A 20,305-nucleotide genomic window follows, 5' to 3' on the forward strand; every position below is an offset into this window, starting at 1 on the left:
TGGATGAAGAGATTAGCGATCAAGCCATGCGAGCATGTTTGATTTTCAAACCATTACGCAGGTATGTCGGTGTAGTTAGATCAACATCGTTAGATGCTTGTGCCTTCAATTCAACACGAGGAATTTTACGTACAGGGCCAGGCTGGATACTCTTTGCAATTTCATAGGCTTTAACGCTTTTACGGTGAACCGCATAAGTGCCTTTAGCTCGCCCTTGTTTATCACACATACCTAAGCTACGTGCCCCTAGATAAATGAATACATCAACAAGGACTTTTGTCCCCTTAACCGCTGCTTTAATACAGTATTTAATGATGAAGAGTGCGGCAATTGCTACAAAGATAGTTTGAAGAGTAATAATAAACATATTTATTTCCTTAGATGAGTCAGCATATAGCTATAAGTATTTTGCCAATTAGAAAGTCAATAACGGCATAGTTCTGCGATAAACGCATGATGGGTTTTCAACTGAGTCGAGTTTTAGTTCGGTAAGTTGGGATTTGCTTAAGGTAAGCAGAAAGAAGAGTGACGCGCCCAAGAGGGTGATTGCAGGAAAAGCGTCTAAACAATCAATTTGAGGCTCAAATATCACTGAAACTCAATTTCTTGTCAAGAAAAAACCTTATTCGCTTGATTTCATACCTTTTATTAAATATCATACCTTTTATTATAAAGAGGTACATCGCTATGAAAAATAAAAAAACCATAATCTCTGCCTCACTTCTTGGCCAAGTCGAACGTTGTCCCTACTGTGCATATCTCGACCAGAAAGGTTATGTAGGAAATGCAGAGTCTCGTAACGCTGTAAAACGAGGCAATGAATACCACGACAAAATGAACAGCAAAATGGAAGATTACCGCCCTGTTTCGTTCAACCGTCTAATCGCTACTGCGCTAGCACTGGTTATTGTCGCACTCATGTATATAGCAAGTAGGTACCTATGATTATTTTGAAGGCAATTACCGCGACACTATTAGTCGGGTTCATTTTTAGATCTTTGTACAACTTCATCAGGTCCCGTAGTTACCCATCGACACCGTATAGATTCAGAGGCCACTTGAAATTCCTAGACGAAGGAAAAACCCGTGGGTTCAAATTTATTAACTATAAATATGGCGTTGGTGCGACCCCTGACGCTATTTATGAAGTTACCCCGAGCGTAGACCGTATTGTCGAGATAAAGTCTCGCAGAAGTGGTGTTCAACCAAGTGATATAGTTCAAGCGAAGGCTGGTGTTTTAGCCATGAGTGGAACTAAAGGATTCAATCGCGTTAAAGCCATCACTATCAAAACAAAGTTCGACGAAGTAACTGTGCCAGTCGGAACGCCTGCCAAAATATATCGTGAGCTCAAGCCACTTATCCGCATTGCTCAGGCAATTAAGGCAGGTAAGTCAATTACTGCGAAAAATAAAAGCAAATCTAAATGCTCAACATGCAGACATAAAGAAGTCTGCAGACCATTCAACTAAGGAGCTATCATGTCGTACAAGCTATTGTTTATTGTTGCTGGTCTTGGCCTAACGGGGATCATTGACGAAGGCAGGACAATGACTCTATTACTTCCAATCGTCGCATACATCGGTATTGTTAGACCATAAAATAGGCCAGTCTCAATGACTGGCTTTTCGTTAACTTTGCTTGTTCAAAACGACTTATTGAAATATCACATCCAACAATGCCACTCTGTTTTCCCAGATGTATCGCTCGTGCTCATCAACCGGCTTGTCTGAATTAAACCAGTTTGAAGAGTAAATGAACTTCAAGAACTCGATATAGCCTTCCACCTCGTCGAATTTATACTGAGGTTGGCCAACAGCTTTAGACAAGTTCTTTTTCAACAATTTTGATGACATCGTAGAATATAAGTCGGGACGAGCAATACACAGTAGGCGCCCCCAACAACTCATTTTAAAGCCTAGGTCAAACAACGAACTCAGTTCTCTTCTAAGTATCACCCAATCAGCGTGATCACTCATTGTCAGAGACGCGATTTTATTAATGGCCGTTAAAATGGTCTCGTGTTGCGACTCTGAACCACTGTTAAGTAGCCCTGCAAAATAGCCACTAGAAGTTGTATTTCCAAGATAACCATATGGCGCTCTACCACCAATTAACTTTCGCGTTTCAAGTTCGTTTAGGTAAGTTTTAACCCAAGGCATCGGCAACAAATCTTTGGCTGAATCAAGAACTCGTCTATAGCCCTTATCTCTTCTTGGCTTTTCCTCAAGTACTGTAGCGATTCTTTGATAGTATTCATCCCAACTGGCATCACGTAACCATTCAGAAACACCTTGCGGGTTATCCTTAAACTGAGGTGAACGTAAGCCCACCTTACGTTGTTTATTTTGGGTTATTGAATAGCTTTTGCGATATTGAGTTAACCATTCTTGGCCGGGTTCGAAAGCATTCTTATCAGTGTGCCAGGCTACTAGCTGTTTCAATATCTTTTGGAATTGCTCATCATCATCCACATTGTTTGTTTCACATGATATACAAACCTCTGTATTTCGAGTGAAACCGCTATGGGTTAAGTTACTACTGCCAATAATCAGACAGGCAGTCGGCCCCTTTCTAAATAAAAATACCTTGGGATGAAAGGTGCCATTAGCGTCATTTTCGACAACTTTCACACTCGCCCCCAAGTCTAATAAGCGTTGGATGCCATCTGGGTGAGTTTGATGAAACGCAATACCAACCGTAGCATTTATGTTCTTGAGTTTATTCAATCCATCAAATGGAATCCCATATTCCGGGTTGCCTGCCCATGCTACGGCAAAATCGAGCGATGAGTATTCGCTACAGCACCTTTTAAACTGGGCAGTAATTTCGTTTGTGTTGGCTAAAACTTGCATTGCTAATCCTTAAAACTGGTAATCAAGTTAAGTGTTCGATTTGGGCTGTAATTCCGATACTCACCACTATCGTTTAGAAAATGTATCTGCAGCATCGCGAGTTTGTTTCCACTTATCCTTTGCTTTGCCCATAGCCTTCTTTCCACCAAATTTAAGGACGGAGCCAATCATAGACGCACCTACAAAACCACCAGCTTGCCCTGCTTTATCAGAATGTCCGGAAATATCCCCGGCGGCTGGCGAACCGAGAATTGCAGCATGCAACCAGCTATATAACCACTTAACAAAGTAAAGGTATAAGAAGGCACAAATCGTCGCGATGCTTAATCCGTAGTACGACTGACCATTCCACATTTGGCTACTGGTCTTAGACATAAAGATCGTAAGAACAACGTTATCAATCCAAATCACAAACTCTAAACCAATGAGCAGAAGCTCAAGAATAAGAGGTGCAACAAGTACCTTGTAGAGAGACGAACCAGAATACGCATTTAGGTAAATCACTATAATCCCGAAGGCATAAATACCCGCTTGGAAAATGCTGATCATCCAAGGAATGACATCTAGAGCCACTTGAGCAGATGCAACACCAATGAGCCACATAAAAGCATTACCGATTGCACCTAATAGCTCTCCTACCCACCCAGTGATTGAAAAGCCATCTTTTTCCGATCTCCCCGCGTTATAGACCCCTGTTTCTTGAAGTGTGTTATTAAAAACCGCATTGATTACAAAAAGTTCGGCTTGTTCCAGACTCTCAACCATTGCTTTCATGCCTGGATTATTGCCATTTCTTACACTTTCAACATACTCGGTACTCATACCATCGTAGAGTTCGCCAACCACATACAGTGAAGCCTTCAGGTTATCATCCTCGACCATAACTTTGCCCATATCGACGATGGCATCCATACAAGCCATATTGCGCCCATTTGAGGACAAGTTGACTTGATTACTAAGCGCCTCCCAGTTGGACTTCCTCGATGTCATGTTGTACTTAATATCGTCACGCGACAGCTCTGTCAGTATCGGTTCCGATATTATCGAGAAGGCTTTCAAATAGGATTTATCAGCTGACAATGGATCGATATTGTCCTGATTTAAAACACTGGATAGTGCCGGTACATAACATTGATTGTTGAAGTCTTTGATCAAATTGGACAAACGCGGGTCTTTTACTTTGACGCCATCTACTGCCCTTTGCACATCTCGATATCCAATTTCACATGGGATTGTGGAAATAACAGCATTCACCGCACCAGTCGATATTTCATTCATGAACACTTGTGCCGGCGGCGCGTGACTAATAATACTGTGAGTAAAGGTCGTTCCCGACATTAGCCCACTTGGGTCTCCAGCTACATACGAGCGTCGATACTTCTCATTACAGCTGTAGTTTTCATAATTGATGGACTTAGGCGTAGCAGTGCCAAACCCTGTATAAGGGACGATTGCCACCATCACAACCAGCATCATTTTGAAGAACTTCGATTCAATGACGCATAGTACCTGCTCAACCGCTTCTATCCCGGATAACCCTTTTTCTTTCACTTCGGCCATCGTTGACAGTAATACATAGAAAAAAGGCACGTATAACAGGGCGGTATAGTACAAAAGGTCAAAGAATCGGTTTTGGATGTAGAAGCCAAAAGGAAGCGTGAATATTTCTACAAAATCGTTTGCAACCATGACACCTCCCCTGACAAAATTGTCCAGAGCACCGCGACAACAACAACAGCAAAGTAAACCGAAATGCGAATTAAGCTTTTCTTCATACGCGGCGTAACAGTGTTAAAGTCGATGGCCCCAAAAACCGCAAATATGCTGGTGATCACCATAAGTACCAAGGCAATGATATGCATCTCAACTGAGATGAAATCTAGCCCCAATACCTTGTGGAAACACCATAACGCGCCGGCGATAGCCAACGAGAAAACCATGATTGGTCTATTAGCAAAACTCACAATCAATCCTCAAAATTAACGGTCGTTGGAAGTGAAGTATCGCGATAGCGATTCTGTATAGCGCGTCTTTGTAGAATTGTGCGAGTACCACTATTTAGCGCAGCTTTGACAGAGTTCGTTTCCAAGATTTTATTCAGCTCGTTGTCGAGCAGCATGATCTGATCACTGACATCCTTATCGACACCGGCGTTTTTACTCAGAGGCGGTGTTGAGCGGCCAGCAATCAAAGCTTGTTTTACATAGTGGATACGCTGGGTATGTTCTGCAGCTGAGAGGTCATACGCCAAATTGCTGATCAATTGAGTTCGTGTGCTGAGCTCTTCCACTTGGAGGGAGTTAATAATCAGCTCGTTAACAGAAACGTAGGGATAAACAGACACGGTATATAAATCACTTTCGGTAATATCTTTGATTTCTTTATTACTGACCAAATCATGAAGAAGCTCTTCATACTCTCCAGCTGTATCGGCAATGTATTGGTCAATTCCAAGGCCCGGTACTGATTCAATTTCAGGGCAATCTTCGCAGGTAGCAATCGACACATTGCCAATGATGTTCGTTAGATACTCTGTGATGTCGTCACTAGTAGAGAAATACTCGCTAATTTTTCTAGGCGAACGCGTGTTAACGGTGGTTGACCTTACCGATCGTGTGTTAGAGCTAGACTGAATCTGGCTAAATCCCCACCCGGCAATATCGTTTCTTTCAAATCGTGCCTGTCCTGACCCGCCGCGGTACCCTGATGGTGTATTGATACCTACGTTTCCTGTATCTATGGACGTACTGCTGTCTTCGCCGAAAACATCGGTGATATTGATATTTTGACCAGCCTTTAGAGACTTGTTTATAGCAGTCATAGACTCTGATTGGGCAACATTGTCGTACCAACTCTGCGGCGCTTTATCTAGGATTTGCTGCTGAGCTGCTTTACAAAAGCTATGGCCAACGTTGTGCTCATCAAAACCGATACCTATCCCGTTCATCATACTTTCGTATGTTTGAGGGCTAGAACGCTGAATCGCCGCGGCGCCAAGTGAAAGAGGATCGATTGATGAAAGAATTGAATCAGGAAGAGATTCAAGTGTACGTTTAACCCGCCCCGAGGATGCATTAAAGCTGTTTTTGATAGTCGCCATCGGATCGAAATTGCTGCAGCTTAAATCGCCCCCCAAACTCACCCGAAATAACTCCGTCCAACGCTCACGAAACAGGTTGTTGACCACAGTTCGAGTGTTAGGGGTACCCGAAGATTGGCCGATCTCTAATTCAAGCCGCTGAAGAAGTGTTTGCTCGTTTTCCAGTGCTGTACCAAACAAACCGGTACTACCGAGAGGCGTGGCTACTGAATGTGGAACTAGCCACCAGCCGCTGCAGGTCGCAGCGACTAATAAGGGTAAGATTCTGTGATTATTCACTCTATCGTTCTCATACAGTTCTGATTACCGGATGATAAGCAGACTGAGAGCTAGAGACTCATAGTGAGATGGGAAAGTTAGGCGGCATCGATATGAAGATGACAACCAGGAAACTACTTAACAATAGAGAATATAATCTTTTCAATCCCACTATTGGAGGACAATAAAATCTGATCAATCTCTAGCAAGGTTTTGGACATAAATGAGTTGGGGCACTAGGCTCAAAGAGGTTGCGCTGGCCTGTTCAGTTCAACTGCTTTAACCACGCGATTAACATCACAATAACAACTGTCTTATTTGTTTGTGCTATTACTATCGTCTAGCGTTCTTCCTTACATTAACTTTTCATACTTGCATAGGAACGGAAAGCTCCAGCTCTCGCGTTAGAACCTGCGTTATGTAGACCTAAAGCTTGGCAAACCTGCTTGTAGTACTGAGGGTCAATGGCTGCCCCAAAGTTCCATGAATCCTTGCCATCGTGCATCGTCAAATCGCCTGTTAGTGTCGGATATTTAGTCCACAGCTTATTAGTGCGAATCCATGCTGACAACTCTCCGCTAGTTGAGAACCCTTGACTACGAGCAGCTACAATCAGAGCGTTCAGTTCAGAATCACGAGTCTCCCGAGCTTTACGAAGAGCCTCTTGCTGAACAGCCTCACGAGCACGTTTCTCTGCTCTGGCGGTTTCATAGGTCTTGATGTTCTCCGTTATTTGATTAATGAACTTGGCGTTATCTTCGCGAATATCTTGAGGGACCTCGGATAGCTTGCTCCACATCTGCTTAGCAGCCTCGCCTTTACGAGTAGTCTCTGTAGTGAACCAGAAGCATAGGTCTTCTTTAGGCGTAGTCGTCCTCAGTACGGACTCAAACTGCTTAGCCTGCTTGATGTGAAAGAACACTTCTTTAGATCCCATGATTGCATCGTGAGTGAATTTGCACTCGGAGAAGATGAAGCCGAAGCCACGATCGTCTTTGTAGTTTTTGATCTTACCGAATTTAAGTTGTTGCATAATAATTACCCTTTAAATTGACAATGAATTTACTGTCGATATTAAAATAGATAAATGGATAGAAGTGAGTTAGTTATATTACTAAATTAGGTTCTGGCAGACTCGGAAAATGTCTAACAGTAAGTCCTCAAGTCAAAGCTCCATCAAGCGCATTACTAAAGTGATTTAGAAATAGCCTGAGCACCATCTTTCATGCTAACTTACCAATAAGAACCTAGTGGTACTGCCATAGATATACTATTCGCAAATACTCTAAAGGAATGCATATGCTCAACGACCCTAAGCCGTTTATTCTTAATTACGCTACAGAAAGAGTTCATTCCAATATACCAGCCTTAGGTGGGCACTACTGCGATGACGAACATATGTGGGTTGATGACGAATCCAAGACACCAATTATCAATCTAGTCGATAGAAATTGCCCTGAATTAATCACCAAAACAAACGTTCAAGTTGAAAGTGATGATCAATCCTATGCTCTTGAAATGCAAACCAAAACAAAAGTCGAAGTTGAACGTGATGATAATGATATTAGTTTATGTCATCTAAATGAATTACTCACTAAGACTGAAATAATGCAAGAAAGCGACGATAACTCTTACAGTTTTGGTATGTCATGATTCTTTTGGTAACCAATAAACGAGACCTAACTACTGACTATATTGTCAGAGAACTAAAATTCAGAAACGTTCCATACATTAGGCTTAATACGGAAACACTAAATGAGTTCAAGTGCTCCATTGGCTATAGTTCCATAGATGATTGGAGAATTGGGGATATCAAAGGTAACCAGATCACGTCCGCTTACTTTCGAAGACCCAGTCCTACAACAGTTATCCATCCCACATTATCTGAAGCAGAATTAGAATACTTGAATATGGAATGGTTATCTTTTCTAAAGAGTATTTATTATAGGCTTGATAACAAGTGGCTAAGCTCTCCTACTAACATAGCCTTAGCTGAAGATAAACCAAGACAGCTTGTTGCTGCTAATGCTCTTGGGTTTCAGATACCACAAGGTATCATTACCAATGATGTTTTTACTGTCATGGAAAGAACGACGAATGAAAGCCTCATAGCCAAGCCATTGAGACAAGCACTTCTAAAGGGAAAGAATGAAAGTGTTATTTTTACTAGCCAGATACCATCTCTTACACCTGAGTATGAAGAGTCAATAGCCTTTGCTCCCTCTATATACCAACAAGAAATCTCTAAAAAATATGATGTTCGGGTAACTGTAGTTGGCAACAAAGTGTTTCCTGTTGCTATTTGGTCACAAACATCAGAAGCAACCAAGGTTGATTGGCGTCAAGGAGGGCGAATTGATCTGCTGCACGAACATATAGATATACCAGATGAACTCAAAATGAAATGTATCAATTTAGTCAGAGACTTAAACCTGAGATTCGGTGCTATTGATTTGGTGTGTGACTTAGATGGGGACTATTGGTTTCTTGAGATCAATCCTAATGGTCAGTGGGCTTGGATTGAGAATCAAACTAAGTTACCAATAGCTTCATCTATCGTTGATGAACTACTGAAGATTAGTGAGAACAATTATGAATCTTGACTTATTTTGGCCAACGCTTTCGCAAGATTCTCAAAGTATAAAAAGAGAACTACTTGAAAAAGATTTAGACCTAATAACTGGTTTATCAACTAATGACGCAACAGGTATTCTCTTAGATGAGTCTAGACGATTGTATGATCAGGAACAGGCAAGACGATCCACCATAGATAGTAAAGCTGGTGTATATATCGCTGTTTCAATCGCACTAATAACAATACTCCTCTCATTGGCTCCAGTAGTCATCAAACTAAAAATACCAGTGAAATTTAATCTTTTAAGTGTATTAGATTTACTCACAATTGCAGTATTCATGTTGGCATTAACTATATTGGTTAGGTGCGTCATGTGGTCTCACAAAGCACTTAAAGTTTCACCTTTCCACTTATTAAACTGGAAAGAGTTAATAACGCATAACAACACCAAAACATTACAACTGCAATTAGTGAAAAAATTGTTGAGTACTTTGCGGAAAAACTACGATTTAACTAATGACACTGTTACTTGTGTAAAGATGGCTCATGCATTATTAACTAGCGCAATGTTTTGGTTGATTGCTGGAATACTAATACAAACAATTTCATATTTTTTCTATGGATATGGATTTGGCGATGTTGGAGATGTACCAAACAAAGATTCACTTAGTCCCATTATTAATATTTTCAATATCAAATCAGAGTTAGTTTGAATTTCGAATTTGAGCTACGCCCCGACTACCGTATTTTAAAGCCTTAGACAACCGCGAGAACCGTTGTTTTTCATTAACATAAGGAGGGCCTTATATCAATACTATTGGTCGTTATGGCAGTTGTTATCACAGTAAACTTCAAGCTCTCTATGAGGTTTCCGTTGCTCGCTTTTGGGAGTTTTCTGTCACTGTCTTTCCGTTGGTAGACATGAACAAAAGTACGGTGATTTCAATGCCGCTGATTTGCCACTGAGTAATTACGTTAACACCGAATGGGGCACAAATGATTCAGCTCAGATCAAGCTGAATCGAAGATGGACATTTCCGTGTCAGCGCAATTGTTAATTTAGCAATTTATGAATTAGATCAGGTATAGCAAGCTCGCTAGATGAAGTTTTCAGTCTAAGTGGTGCAACTCAGTATTGGAAAAGCTTGTAGTCTTCGTAACACGATCCCCAAATTTGGGGTCGTACTTAAACTGAACAGATGGTCTTTTTGTGAATGAATCAAATCTACAACTGTAAATTCGTTTCCTAATCCTCAAAATTTACATGAACACTGCCAAGCGAACCGAAATGACCACGAACCTTTATTGGAGGCGCAGCCGGTACAGGTCCAACTACAGCCCCTGTCGTCACCCATTCACCAGCTTTTAAAGCGTAACCTCGCTTTTGCAAATGATTCGCGAGCCAAGTTATCGAATTGAGCGGATCTCCCATTACGTTCTTACCTAAATTTTCACCCACTTTCTTATCATTCATATATCCGGTTACCATAACATTTGCCAGTTCTATATTTTGCCAATCTTTTATAGGAGGACCATAAACAAAACCGAAGTTACCCCCATGATCTGCTGCAAACTGAGGTAAACCAGATTTAACCGGGCCTTGGGTATATCGCGTACCAACAGGTTCTATCGCTAAATGCATGCTACCGATTGCTGCTTTTACCTCTTCTTTACTATAAGGCTCTTGTCGAGACGGTAGTGTTTCAGCCATTCTAAAAGCAAATTCAAACTCAAAGCCGTACAGTGTTGGAGAACCATTGTTTATGGTCTGGGGTTCAGGATGTGCCCACTGTGAGAATAGTGGTCCTGAAACTGGCTCACTAACACCAGCCTTTTTCATGAGATCGTCACTGGTAATCGCAATTTTCCAGCCTATAAGAGGAATACCAATATTTTTAATAATTTGGTCTTGAACTATATAACCTTCTTCTAATGTGTTCGGTTTTACCATGTTTGGTAATTCAATAAGTTCATTCTGCTTTCTCGCTGAAATAAGTAGTTTTGCGGCTTCCTCTGCCTGTGACTTGGTAAATGGTTTTTTCTGATTTCCAACTAAAACTTCATTCGCATTTGAGATATTAAAAATTAAAATGCATATAGATGCCAAAATCATTTGTTTCTTCATAGAATTACCGACTAACTAACACTAAATTTGATATAAGTATATTCCAAACGCAGACGACCTGAAATCAATCATAAGTATCGCTAGTGATAATTTTTGATGAAAATAGGGGGGATGGAACGCGTTTTTTAGACACTGGATTTTGTAAGTGAATAGCCACTGAATCATTAGATATATATATATCTAATGAATGGTCAACGTTAGACATATTGAACCATTAACAGAGTTTGGACAAAGGCTTGTTTGCATTACACAGTTGATACTGTATTCAGTTATTAAGCAGGTACCATTTAGCCTTTTGTTCCGTGAAGAAGTTTAATTCTTCAGTTGGAGTAAAGGGTGTATCAAGCAACCCTAGACTGAAAGAAATTTTACCTTCATTAAAACTATCTCCAGATTTATGCCACTGAAGAGGAGAACCACATTTTTTGCAAAACGTTCGTTGAGTATCAAGAGATGAATTGAAAATACCGATGGTTTCTTGACCAATCCATCGAAAAGAATCCAGTGCAACAACACCATATGATGCAAATGCTGCCCCATGCGATTTTTTGCACATATCACAATGGCAATGTATTACTTGTTCAATTTAACCGTTAATTTCAAAAGAAACGGAACCACACAAGCAACGCCCATAATACTTCACTGATCCACCTTCATTTATTTGCAGCCTTTAGTGACGCTAATTCATTACTAAAATTTGGTCAAACTATACTCAAACAAAATGAGAGCAAAGTGCGTCGCAAAAAGGAATGGGGCAGTTCCGAGCCAGATGTTCGAGGTCAACCTGGCACGTTGATGGACAGAAACGTGTCAGTGAACTTTCTAATTTAGCTGTATACGGATAACTTCAAGTATCGCAAAAGCGAGCACCTCAGAACCTGGTGATAAAACTTACCAAGCCAATGATTACTCGCTCAACAACAATCCAAACGGCGAAATGTAAGTATCGACAGTATTTCTGGGACAGCGGAAGCAAACGGACTGATATTCTACGATGACATCGTCAAGTATATGAAAGAGTAGCCAAAGCCAGATATCGATTCATTTATCCTTTGGAACCTTTTACTTCAAAACTGCTGTGTACCAAGCAAACGTTCATCATCACCAAAATACGTAGTTTAGGAACAGACAAATGGTCGCAAAACCAACTTGTGACTTAAATCACATTTTTAGCCAATAATTGCCAATTCGCTCGAAGTTCAACAAATCAAATTCACTACCCGTTTAGTTAAAATAATTAACCCTTCTTATAAAGAAGCCAACAATACAGCATTTTTAACTAAACAAAGTCATTCAATTCGCCAATCCAAACTGATTTCTATTGCTGGTAAAGTAACCGGATTTCTTATTATTTGGACATTCATACATGGGGTTATCATCTGAGCTCGGTTCTACGCTAAACCTGATTTCCAGAATTGGTTGGGTCTGTGAAATTCATCCTGAAGGTAACCGACTGAAACTCGATTTTGAGGGCAACCCTTATGGACAGCCGATTTGGGGATCGATTGGTCGGTCATTTAGTCGCGCTGAAATCCACGCTGCGATCGATAACCAGTTAGATTGCCGGATTGATTTTCTGGCTGGCGATATTGATCTGCCTATCCTGCGCAACATCTATTTTTCTCTGCTTAGCGATCAAGAGATCACGTTGAAAGCCAAACGTGTGGTGCTCGAAGGTGATGAATCGGTACTGATTCAATCAGGGAAAGCTCAAACACTACATCAGGCCCGAAGTGGTCGTGTTGCTACATCAGCAGAGCAAATCAGTAATAGCGCCGACAAAACGGTCAAGATCCAAGGTCAACGTATTGATCTTAACTAGCTCAAATTAACTATTTGTGAGAAAACTAATATGTCAGTTACCATCAATGCTAACGGCCTAAGTATCGTTCACCAAGGGTCAGAAGGCGAAGCCAATGCTTCTCTCCCTGATGTGTGTAAAACTCAATGTGGGCCGGCGGTTGTGCCGATCCCTTATGGTAACAACGCTAAGTCTGCCGATTTGGCTGACGGCACCACGACTGTGTTTGCTGATGGTGGTAATAGTATCGCCATCGATGGCAGCAAATTTTCCCAAAGTACCGGCGATGCTTCTGGCGATAAGAAAGGCATTGTCTCCGGTACCATTGAAGGGGAAGCTCAGTTCGTCACTTCTTCGCCTACCGTCATCATCGAAGGTAAAGGTGTCGCACGCCATTCAGACCAGATGACCATGAATAAAGCTAATACCATGTGTTTGGGAGTGCAGAACCCTTCGGTTAGTGTTGAAGAATCGCCCGCAGAACCATCACAAGTTGATATCAAAGTGCGCTACCCAAATGGCACCTTGCTGACCAATGCGCCATTCCAGTTAACGGATGAATCCAGTGCCGCCTTAGGCGACGGTACGCTGTGTGAACAAGGCAAAGGCAGTGTGGATGGATTGCAGCCGGGCAAAGTGAAGCTCCAAGTTGCAGAGAGTAATGATGCGTTTGTCGTTGCTCCAAAATTACGCACCAATCCGTATTATCGTGAACAGTTACAAGACCAAGACTTTTTTGATCTCGCCAGTAAAGGCCAGCAGACTTTTTGGCAACCGCAGCGCATCGCCTCGTCGATGATGGGCTGGGGTAGTATGGGTAAAGATCTCACCACCGATCGCTACTTTCACGAGATGCTGCAGTTAGAAACTCAAGCCTACTTTGCGAAGGGCCACCCCAGTTATGAACTGGATAAGATTGGTTATGCGGCAATTCAAGATATTGCTGAGCAAACTACCGCATCAATCGATACAGTGGTAGTGTATACCCTGCCGATGATGGTCGAAGAAGGCGATATTCTCTCGGTATTGTTTCGCTTAGCCCCCCATGAAACAACCGATCGCATGCTGGCTTATATGCGCGCCAGAGGCAAAGGTAATCCGCAAAGTTATCTGAGCGACTATGATTGGGATACCACCAAAAAGCAGATGACCAATACCCTGCAAGACCTGCTAAGTAAAGTCACCAGCCGAATAGAAACCTTAGCCGAAGAAGCGCGACGGTTGAATTACACCTACCTCTCTGCTGATATCTTTGATGCCCATATTTCGGATCTCAACGCGTATATCAAAGGCTTACCCGACCGAGTCGCCGAATCATTTTCTCGCCTAGCGGACAAAGCGCAGAATTTGCTGGTTGACGTTTCTAACGTTCAGGTCATTAAAGCCCATGATAATGTGTACTCGGCGGAAGCCGGTGTCGTCGAAGCGGTTGTCAATACCACCGCCAACGTGGATATAGTCGACCCCTACCTCAATGAGGAGCCGGGAAGCATAGTCAATGTGCAGCCGATTTATCCGGTACGTTACGGCTACGCGAATTTCTTTGACGAAGTGATGCCAGCGCAAGCACCACCGAGTATGACAACAATGAGCAGCGCCACGGGGCTAAAAGACACCGGGGGCTATCTACTTCGTCTTTTACGTGAAGGCTGGATATATATCAAAGAAGAGAGCGATGAAGAGAACGCGCCTTTTCATATATTCAAATATGCGCAAACCCAAACCCCAACAGGCGTGATTGAGAAGTTTGAAAGATACGTTTTTACCAATCAAGAAAACGCTCAAGGCGGCCTAACGCTGGATACCACATCGGGCTCAACCTTCTATCCTTTTGCGTTTGTGACGCCAAAGGCGAAAAAAATCTCCATCGTTTACTCTGAGCACCAATGGTCTTCCGCTCTCATTGACAACATGAACAGCGATGAAACGTTGCGTCAAGAAGCCATGCAGCAAGTGGATTTGAGTTCGCCACAAACCGAGTTTAGCCAAGCGGCGACGAAAGAGAACCTCAGTTCCTTGGTCGAGGAATATCGTAATAACGATAAGAAATGGTTGCTATCCGAAGTCTCAAATGAAGACGATACATATGCGCCCGATGCACTTAGAATTTATAAGAATTATTCCCTGTCCGCCGACGGCCTTATTGAATCACTCCAAAAGAGTCATTACGAACAAAAAAATGGAACACTCGTCGCCCTGTTTGATCCCATTGGTAGACAAACAGATTTAGCTTTCGCTATGAGTCTTATTACAGCAAAGCAGAAGTCTGATGAAGCAAAGACCTTTTACCCTGCTTCTATCGGAACAATTATCAATAAGATGAGAGAAAAAGGCTCTGCAGATGTTGTCGAGCTAATTAATGAGAATGTTGATACTGATGCTTTAGATGCTTTCACTAAAAAAAGTGATATGAAAAAAGCTAAGAATAAACAATCCCTCGAACTCCTGTTAGATTTATATGCACAATTTGCCTACAAGGACTTGGCAGACGGAACTATAGGTTCTCTTGATAATTATCTTAAGATGTTTTTTGATGCCGAAAATGTGACCTCAGCCGATGCAGTTAACGAAGCGGAAAAACTCTCATTGATCACTCAAGGCTTATTCGAAAGTCTCAGTTCTAATGAAGAGGGGCAACGAGTCCTTGTGGAAATGATTAACTCAGCATACGAGAATGATCAAGGGATCGCCGATTCCAATAACATCGCTTATATTGTGTTTGAATCCCTAAAAAAATTCTTTTTGCAATGCCAAGAACAAGTGGATTGGCACATTGCTGTAAAAAACCTCCCTATTGTTTTTGGAAAGCTTTGGGCAGAAGCAAAAGCTGGGGCGAAATATGGTGGAAAGATAATTAATCAAAGCAAAAACCACCTAGCAGCAAAAGCACTTTCCAAGCTTGTTGATTCATTTATCCCTATATTTTTTGAAAAAGTGTACGGCATCATAGAAACTGGAAATACAGTAAGAGTTTCAAGGCAGCGCCTGAGCGAGGCATTAACTCAAATAATAGATTCTGGCGGTAAGAATAGCAGCAAAATTACGAGCTCGATGCGACAACTATCTAGAGCTAAGTCTATGTTTGGTTGGGCAGAGGATCAGAAACATACTCGTTTGGCAGGCTATATTGAACAAGCGGAAATAAAAGTTATTTTTGAGCATGGTGAATATAATGGGCGCATCTCGACAATTAAGGCCCCAACTGACTTTTTCAGTATGGGCGCTGACGCTGCATTAGCTGGGGTATCTTGGTACTTCAACTTAATGAGCTTGTATGATGTCTATGCACAAGGTGATGTGGATTCAGCGGACCCTTTGAGAAATACATTTTATATGTATGAAGACATGAAAATGCTGGGAGCTCTATCAGCATTTCTTGTTGATACTGCGGCACTATCAAGAGCTGGGCTAATTTTTAGTAACAAATACATTCTCGAATCGAGTACATCACATCTTGCACAGAGGCTTCTCCCCAAGTCGACTTCGGTTTTGAAAACTCTCGGCCTTTGGGCTGAACGTAAAGTCTTTGCGAGGCTTACCGCAGGCGCTAATGTGGCGATGGTTTTCGTGTCTTTAAGTGATGCTTATGAAAGCTATGAAAATGGCAATACTGGAGAAATGCTAGGACACCTTACCATGGCAACAGGCTCTTTGATGCTTGCTGGTGGAGCGGCATACACCTTCAGCTCAATCGGTTGGGCGATGGCCTTTGGCTTTTTTGCTTTTGCGATAATTGTAATTGGCGGAGTGTTAGTCTGGTTGTACAGCAAAAGTCACTTTGAACAACTTTTGTCTAGTTGTTTTTGGGGTAGAAATAAGCGCTATGCATTTTGGTATTTTGAATCTGGGGGAGAGCTAAATATTAGAAGCAGGCTAGATATGATTCAACGCTTTTATGATAAAAATGAATTTAAATTTGCATATTCTATTGAAGTTCAAGAGTTTATGAATTTTTTGATTAAACCTTCAGTAAAAGTTGAAGAGGATAATGGTCTCTTTAGCGGCGTCTCTAAATACAAATTCTCTTTTACCCTGCCTAACTTTGTTTGGAAGGTCTCTGAAGTTGTGGCTTCGATACATAAAAAAGTTATCAATCCATACCAGCAAAAGCCTCAGGCATACGACTACGAATTCAATGAACAAGCAACTAAAGCCTTTTCGAATGCGATATCAACTGCAATGAATAACAATGAAAGTCATATGATAAAAGATGGCACGCTAACCCTAACATTTGAAGTTGAAATGGAGGAAGATTGTGTCCTTCATTGGTATTATCAGCCATCACCAAATCTGGTAGTCCCTAAGAGAAGTTTAAGTGATCATGGTAAGATAACCAAAACTTTCCTTGGAATGAGAAACAACGACTTAATCAACTAATTGAAGTAAGACCTAACATGAAACCGAAAGTAAACACTGCATTAACTAGAGATAAGAGCGGTATCAATAAACTCATTGAGATAAAAAATGAGTGCTTAGATGAAATTGAACTAGTACCGTTAGAGGATCCACATGAGCCAATTATGTCGGTAAATGATCGTATTCTAACGATTAGAAATGGCATGCATAACTATCGATCACATTATGTACTACCTATGCTAATTGGCTTCTGGTGCTTTCTTTTTTTTATAGCTTCTGATCTTGGCCCAAATTCAGGAGAAATAGAGTATGCTCGCAGTAATTTAATTGAGTATAAAACAGACACTAATTCTTTTAGTTTAGATTCTTTTAGTTTAAATCGGTATAATTATTTTAATACAATGTTAGGGAAAGATTTGAAGGGTGGTATATTAAATTATGTAAAAGCTGTACATCTATATGGTACTGAAACACAGAAACGTATGCAGAAAGAACGTTTATTCATAATTGTAGTACTGCTTGCCATATCGATAGCAATTACATATTGGTATATTCGCTTTCGAATTATGGCGTATATCTTTTTTGATAGAAAAAGGCAAATTGTTTACACATGGCGTAAGGGACGTGTGGCTGCCTGCCGTTTTGAAAATATAGGTTTTCGCGAAGAAACACTTGGTTTAAGGCTATTTTTATATGGCGAAAAGAAAAAAACAGAGAATGGATATACCTATAAAGAAATGGAGTTTCTCATCCAACCTTCTGAGGCTATGTATTTCAATCAAAAACGAGACAATACCCTTCTACTAACCCAATTATTTTCTTTTATGGACCAAGGAAAACAAGCTGTGATTAAGGGCGCTAGCTTTGAAAGGAAGCTTCCGAAAACATGGCAAGCAAGAGACAAGCAGCCAGCAGATTTTGATGCAAGGCTAGATGAAATCTTAAATCGCGAGCATGAACTGCCAGATTTATACCTCAAGCGGTTTATCTAAGATGTCCGGTTAGTCTTTTTACATGTGAGAGGAATATGAATCGCAGATCTAAAGGAATATTGGAAGAGATCAGCAGCGATTCAGTTAACTTACGTGGCAACAGAAAAATGAAAAGAACAAACAGCCAAGGCTTCTTAATCAGATACCAATACCCACAACGGCTTAGCAAATGGCGCGACTCCTTTGCTTCTCACTTTAAGCTACAACCGGCTAATGATCCGTTAGAGCCATTTATGACGGTGACGGATGGTATTCTATCTGTGCGTGATTCAAGGCATGGCGCACGCTTTGCCTACCTTCTACCTTTGGTTATTGGGTTATGGATTCTGTCATTTACTTTTATTGGGGATTTAGGGCCAAACTCTGCCTCTGTCTCTTATGGAAGAGATAAATTGGCTGAATATAAAGCTAAATATATCAAAGGCTCTTATTTTGATGATTATCACAATAGACGATTTTCCTATTATCGAACGATGTTTGATAATGACGGAAACTATTCTTTCTTAAGCTATAATAAAGCTATTTTTACATATGGAAGAGAGTCACAAAAAAAGTATCAAATTTCTCATTTAGTTATAGCCAGTGTGACATTATTATTAACCCTATTTTTTACGGTGTTTTTTATTAAATCCCCAAAGCCTGCGTATATATACTTCGACCGAAAACGTGGCCTTGTTTACACTTGGTTTTTTGGCCGTTTGGCGGCTTGCCGTTTCGAAAATTTAGGGTTCTTAGAGCGAAAAACGGGATTGCTGCTCTATTTTTATTGCGAAAGCAAAAAGCATAATGGTGGCTATGAAGTGGCGCCTGTCACGGTTCAGCCTACTGGAAAAGTGCACCTTAATTCAGCAAGCGATTATGACTATTTCTTAGCGCAACTGTTTAATTTTATGGACAACGGAAAAAGCGCAGTGATCACCCGAGAGAGCTTTCGGCGCCCGGAATCGAACACGTACTTTTTTATCGATAAAAGGCCGGAGCCATTTGAAGAACGGCTGGAAAAACTCCTCGAACAAGAACACGTTCTGCCTGAGTTGTATGCCAATCTAAAGGTTGAGAATTAAGCCATCGCACATGACTAACAAGCTAACAGACCATTGATATGAGAGCACGAGAGGTACATAAATAATTTCGTACCTTAAGCTTTCATTTCAAATCAATATCTAATCTCGGTATATCATCTTACATATACCTAATTTACCACGGCTTTAAAACACTTTACTGATATCACAAAAAGTAAGTCAAATCACGCTTTCGTTAAATCAATGATTCATCATTAAAACTCAGAATGGGGCAGAGATTTATTAACGACTGATGATTAATTTCAATCCTAATCCCCCCATCACTGACCCAGACAAATAATCAATAAATTGTTTAAATTTTAAGTACGCTTGACGAGGGCCTGAAGCAGATAAAACTAAAGCTACAATCAGATACCATCCTGCATTACTCAAAAATGTGCAGATTGGAACCACAATATAGAAATACGTAGGGATGTTTTGCGGTAGCAGTGTTGTAAATACGCTGGCAAATACGATGGCTGTTTTGGGATTGCTGAGTTGGGTTCCTAAACCTAGTAAGTACGAAGGAAATAAGGAAATGTCTTGGCATCGAGTAGCATCTATGGACTGTAACGGAATTCGAGCGGATCTCACAATTCCAAATGCCAAAAACAAGATATAGCATCCGCCTGCAATTTTAAATATTGAATAGCTTACCGGCATCAGGCTAAAAATCGTTTGTAATCCGAGTAAGGCGACAACCGATAGAACTAATGCTCCCGTCCCCATACCTAACGCGGTAAAAATCCCATGCCGTCTTGAAAGTGAAATTGCTCGTCTGGCAACAAAGATAAAGCTGGGACCCGGACTCATAGCGCCGAGAGTAAGCGCTCCAGTAATTGCCAATGTTGGCATGTATGTTTGCAAATCAATGTCCATGTGTTTCCTCACTAACTATCTATAAAAAAACCAGCTCAATGAGCCGGTGATAAAATAAAAAGCAACCAGAAACTTAACTTATGCGTGATAGGCTTTCGCTAGTTTATCCAAAAATTCGTGTAGCTTTTGGTTCATCTCATCATAGTCATGATTCATTAGTACTTCAGGCTCATCAACGAAACGATAGTTTGCTGCCTCGCTGAAATCATCATTTTCTATCAGCAACGCTACAACATCTTTAGTCAATTCCATATGACACTGAAAACCAAACACCAAATCGCTATAAGCAACGATTTGTCGAGG

General features: G+C 41.1%; 17 protein-coding genes and 1 pseudogene. 8 read left to right on the forward strand and 10 right to left on the reverse strand.

Features of this window, described 5'->3' with window-relative positions:
- Positions 1-19: 19 nt before the first annotated feature.
- Positions 20-367, reverse strand: coding sequence for a hypothetical protein (locus tag BLS03_RS14085; protein WP_093275133.1), 348 nt, complete (start codon positions 365-367; stop codon positions 20-22).
- A gap of 691 nt (positions 368-1,058) precedes the next feature.
- Between BLS03_RS14085 and BLS03_RS14095 the strand changes: the two genes are divergently transcribed.
- Positions 1,059-1,472 (forward strand): PD-(D/E)XK nuclease family protein, encoded by a 414-nt coding sequence (locus BLS03_RS14095; protein WP_143015634.1) that lies wholly within the window; start codon positions 1,059-1,061, stop codon positions 1,470-1,472.
- A gap of 183 nt (positions 1,473-1,655) precedes the next feature.
- Here BLS03_RS14095 and BLS03_RS14100 read toward each other — a convergent pair whose 3' ends face one another.
- The 5 genes from BLS03_RS14100 to BLS03_RS14120 all read right to left on the reverse strand — a co-directional run bounded on the left by BLS03_RS14100 (position 1,656) and on the right by BLS03_RS14120 (position 7,246).
- Entirely contained in the window at positions 1,656-2,855 is a 1,200-nt protein-coding gene (locus BLS03_RS14100; RefSeq protein ID WP_093275142.1) for a phospholipase D family protein, read from the reverse strand.
- 66 nt (positions 2,856-2,921) lie between these two features.
- The gene (locus BLS03_RS14105; protein ID WP_093275145.1) at positions 2,922-4,544 is read right to left on the reverse strand and encodes a conjugal transfer protein TraG N-terminal domain-containing protein; all 1,623 of its coding nucleotides are present in this window, start codon (positions 4,542-4,544) and stop codon (positions 2,922-2,924) included.
- Positions 4,523-4,819 (reverse strand): hypothetical protein, encoded by a 297-nt coding sequence (locus BLS03_RS14110; protein ID WP_093275148.1) that lies wholly within the window; start codon positions 4,817-4,819, stop codon positions 4,523-4,525. The genes BLS03_RS14105 and BLS03_RS14110 overlap by 22 nt, the downstream gene beginning before the upstream one ends.
- Positions 4,820-4,821: 2 nt before the next feature.
- Positions 4,822-6,234 (reverse strand): hypothetical protein, encoded by a 1,413-nt coding sequence (locus BLS03_RS14115; RefSeq protein ID WP_093275152.1) that lies wholly within the window; start codon positions 6,232-6,234, stop codon positions 4,822-4,824.
- A gap of 337 nt (positions 6,235-6,571) precedes the next feature.
- Entirely contained in the window at positions 6,572-7,246 is a 675-nt protein-coding gene (locus BLS03_RS14120; protein WP_054868465.1) for a cold-shock protein, read from the reverse strand.
- 266 nt (positions 7,247-7,512) lie between these two features.
- Here BLS03_RS14120 and BLS03_RS14125 point away from each other — a divergent pair, with 266 nt between their 5' ends.
- The 3 genes from BLS03_RS14125 (at position 7,513) to BLS03_RS14135 (ending at position 9,501) form a co-directional block, all read left to right on the forward strand.
- Entirely contained in the window at positions 7,513-7,866 is a 354-nt protein-coding gene (locus BLS03_RS14125) for a hypothetical protein (RefSeq protein WP_093275154.1), read from the forward strand.
- A 257-nt stretch (positions 7,867-8,123) separates the two neighbouring features.
- Positions 8,124-8,816: an MvdC/MvdD family ATP grasp protein gene (locus BLS03_RS14130; RefSeq protein WP_245696692.1), complete on the forward strand. Its 693-nt coding sequence runs from the start codon at positions 8,124-8,126 to the stop codon at positions 8,814-8,816.
- Positions 8,806-9,501 (forward strand): hypothetical protein, encoded by a 696-nt coding sequence (locus BLS03_RS14135; protein WP_024701201.1) that lies wholly within the window; start codon positions 8,806-8,808, stop codon positions 9,499-9,501. Before BLS03_RS14130 ends, BLS03_RS14135 begins: the two co-directional genes overlap by 11 nt.
- 533 nt (positions 9,502-10,034) lie before the next feature.
- On the opposite strand, the gene BLS03_RS14140 is transcribed toward BLS03_RS14135, so the two are convergent.
- Positions 10,035-10,913, reverse strand: coding sequence for a 2-keto-4-pentenoate hydratase (locus BLS03_RS14140; RefSeq protein WP_093275160.1), 879 nt, complete (start codon positions 10,911-10,913; stop codon positions 10,035-10,037).
- A gap of 265 nt (positions 10,914-11,178) precedes the next feature.
- The gene (locus tag BLS03_RS26200; RefSeq protein ID WP_425445113.1) at positions 11,179-11,499 is read right to left on the reverse strand and encodes a GFA family protein; all 321 of its coding nucleotides are present in this window, start codon (positions 11,497-11,499) and stop codon (positions 11,179-11,181) included.
- A gap of 780 nt (positions 11,500-12,279) precedes the next feature.
- Between BLS03_RS26200 and BLS03_RS14150 the strand changes: the two genes are divergently transcribed.
- From BLS03_RS14150 to BLS03_RS14165, 4 genes are read left to right on the forward strand one after another with little or no spacing between them, the layout of a single operon-like run.
- The gene (locus BLS03_RS14150; protein WP_093275167.1) at positions 12,280-12,735 is read left to right on the forward strand and encodes a hypothetical protein; all 456 of its coding nucleotides are present in this window, start codon (positions 12,280-12,282) and stop codon (positions 12,733-12,735) included.
- A 30-nt stretch (positions 12,736-12,765) separates the two neighbouring features.
- Positions 12,766-17,091 (forward strand): PAAR-like domain-containing protein, encoded by a 4,326-nt coding sequence (locus BLS03_RS14155; RefSeq protein ID WP_093275169.1) that lies wholly within the window; start codon positions 12,766-12,768, stop codon positions 17,089-17,091.
- A 17-nt stretch (positions 17,092-17,108) separates the two neighbouring features.
- Entirely contained in the window at positions 17,109-18,062 is a 954-nt protein-coding gene (locus tag BLS03_RS14160; RefSeq protein ID WP_093275172.1) for a hypothetical protein, read from the forward strand.
- A gap of 35 nt (positions 18,063-18,097) precedes the next feature.
- Entirely contained in the window at positions 18,098-19,126 is a 1,029-nt protein-coding gene (locus BLS03_RS14165; RefSeq protein ID WP_143015635.1) for a hypothetical protein, read from the forward strand.
- 240 nt (positions 19,127-19,366) lie between these two features.
- Here BLS03_RS14165 and BLS03_RS14170 read toward each other — a convergent pair whose 3' ends face one another.
- Both BLS03_RS14170 and BLS03_RS14175 read right to left on the reverse strand, forming a co-directional pair.
- Positions 19,367-20,002, reverse strand: coding sequence for a LysE family translocator (locus BLS03_RS14170; RefSeq protein ID WP_093275177.1), 636 nt, complete (start codon positions 20,000-20,002; stop codon positions 19,367-19,369).
- 78 nt (positions 20,003-20,080) lie between these two features.
- Positions 20,081-20,305: pseudogene (locus tag BLS03_RS14175) on the reverse strand (glutamine amidotransferase); the annotation flags it as partial.

The sequence above is a fragment of the Vibrio xiamenensis genome (assembly GCF_900100015.1).
Taxonomy (GTDB): domain Bacteria; phylum Pseudomonadota; class Gammaproteobacteria; order Enterobacterales; family Vibrionaceae; genus Vibrio; species Vibrio xiamenensis.